The organism is Henriciella sp. (assembly GCF_049649345.1).
Taxonomy (GTDB): Bacteria; Pseudomonadota; Alphaproteobacteria; order Caulobacterales; family Hyphomonadaceae; genus Henriciella.
Genome location: NZ_JBARZC010000638.1, coordinates 1 through 1,916, shown reverse-complemented (window position 1 = coordinate 1,916; position 1,916 = coordinate 1). Strand labels below are relative to the sequence as shown.

Below are 1,916 nucleotides of genomic sequence, written 5' to 3'. Positions count from 1 at the left end.
CCGCGATGGCAGAGAACGGCTGGACGTAGGCAAAGAGCTGCAGGACGGTTTTCAGCTCGGGCGCATCGAACGCGCGCGCAAGGAACGGGGCGCCCACCCACATGGCGATGGCCGATAGGGTCGAAAGGCCCGCGATCAGCCAGAACAGCGTGTCGAGCAAGGGCTTCTCTTCGCCCTTTTGCGTCACGACGAACTGGAAGAAGCCCGAATAGGTGAGCGTCTGGGCGAGCGTCATGAACACGACCGAGAGCGTGTAGATGCCGTACTCGGCCGGCAGGATGAACCGCGCGGCGAGAATCGTGAGGATGAAGGTGGTTGCCTGCTGCAGCGTCCGCGCGAACACCGAGAGGCCGGCCGTCTTCAGTTTGCGCAACCGCGCGGCGTCGAGGCGCCAGGGCCGTTTGGGTGCAGCATCGATGCTCACGCTTCACTCCGATCCATGATGGCGCGTGCTCGCGCAGAGCATATCGTGCACCGGCCGGGACAGGCTGCGGCCTCATCCTGATTCGAGATGGCCGACATAATCCGTCGTAAAGCGCAGCGCATAATTTCCTAAACGAACCCGACGGTTCCACCGTTGTTCGCATCGAAACCTGCGCCGCGCAGCTCTCGAACGAAGCGATGACCGACTTCAAACGGCATGAAAAGTGAGGCGGACTGCTCGAGCGCCGGCCGAACCGCCCGCGCCGGGGCGTAATCGAGGCTAGGCCCGAATTCAATCACAACTAAGACTTAAGTCCGATTCAAATGAGGCGAAAATGGGTCGACAATGGCGGCGGGGGGGTCTATAGCCCTCTTGTCTGAACGTGTCCACGACAAGCACACGCCGTGTTGCGGCGCAGAAGCAGCGAACCGACATAGCTGCCTTGCGCCGAGACCGATGGCGCTTACGTGTGATCTGGGTAACGGTAAGACGCTGGAACTACTGGTTGAATTTGTAATTGCTGAGAGGCTAATTTTTCTTAACGGTTAATCAAATTTCGTTTGATGCACCGCGAAGAGAAGGCTATGAGGCATGAACATTCTTTGAGCAGGGTAGTGGGTCGGTTGAACCTGCGCTTTTCGGGGTAAGATGGCGGGCGTGTGGCGCTCGAAGTTCGGTAAGTTCGGAGCGTATTTAATTATGACGGTTAGTTCAGTGGCTTTAATCCGGCGCACGATTGGACAAGCGAACGTTGCGTTCGTGGAAACCTCGCAGGCCAGCCCGGTGGGCGGCATCTGGAAGCGGGCGCTCGACGTGGCCGTTTCCGGCACTGCGCTCATTGTCGCTGCGCCGGTCATTCTTTTGTTCGGTCTTTTGATCCGCCTGCAGGACGGTGGCCCGATGTTCTTCGGCCACAACCGTCTCGGTTTCGGTCGCCAGTCGTTCCGCTGCCTCAAGCTGCGCACGATGGTGTCGAATGGCGACGTCGTCCTCGCACAGCACCTCGCACAGAACCCTGCCGCGAAGGTCGAGTGGGAAACCACCCGCAAGCTGCGTGACGACCCGCGCGTCACCGCGCTCGGCCGTTTCCTGCGCAAGACGAGCCTCGACGAGCTCCCGCAGCTCTTCAACATCCTGCGCGGCGACATGAGCCTCGTCGGTCCGCGTCCCGTGACCGGCCCCGAGATCGCCTATTATGGCGTCGCCACCCGGTACTACACCGCCACCCGTCCCGGCCTGACCGGACTGTGGCAGGTCTCCGGCCGCAGCGACGTGGACTTTGCCCGGCGCGTGACACTCGACACCTACTATGTCCGCCGCTGGAGCTTCGTGCGCGACATGATGATCATCCTGCGCACGCCGATGGCGGTCCTGCGCTCGCGCGGCAGCTACTGATCGCGCCGACGCGCTCCCGTCAGCCGGCCGGACCGGCCGGCGGCTTCCCGTTGCCAGCTGCCTGAGGCGTGCGAACGAGGTTCGTGCGCCTCAATTC

Annotated in this window: 2 protein-coding genes; one reads left to right on the top strand and one right to left on the bottom strand. The window is 61.8% G+C overall.

Going from position 1 to position 1,916, the window contains the following annotated elements; all coding sequences use genetic code 11:
• On the bottom strand, positions 1-424 hold a 424-nt coding region (locus WA989_RS17630), incomplete at its 3' end, for an oligosaccharide flippase family protein (protein ID WP_424341783.1).
• A 759-nt stretch (positions 425-1,183) separates the two neighbouring features.
• Between WA989_RS17630 and WA989_RS17625 the strand changes: the two genes are divergently transcribed.
• The gene (locus WA989_RS17625; protein ID WP_424341782.1) at positions 1,184-1,819 is read left to right on the top strand and encodes a sugar transferase; all 636 of its coding nucleotides are present in this window, start codon (positions 1,184-1,186) and stop codon (positions 1,817-1,819) included.
• Positions 1,820-1,916: the final 97 nt, after the last annotated feature.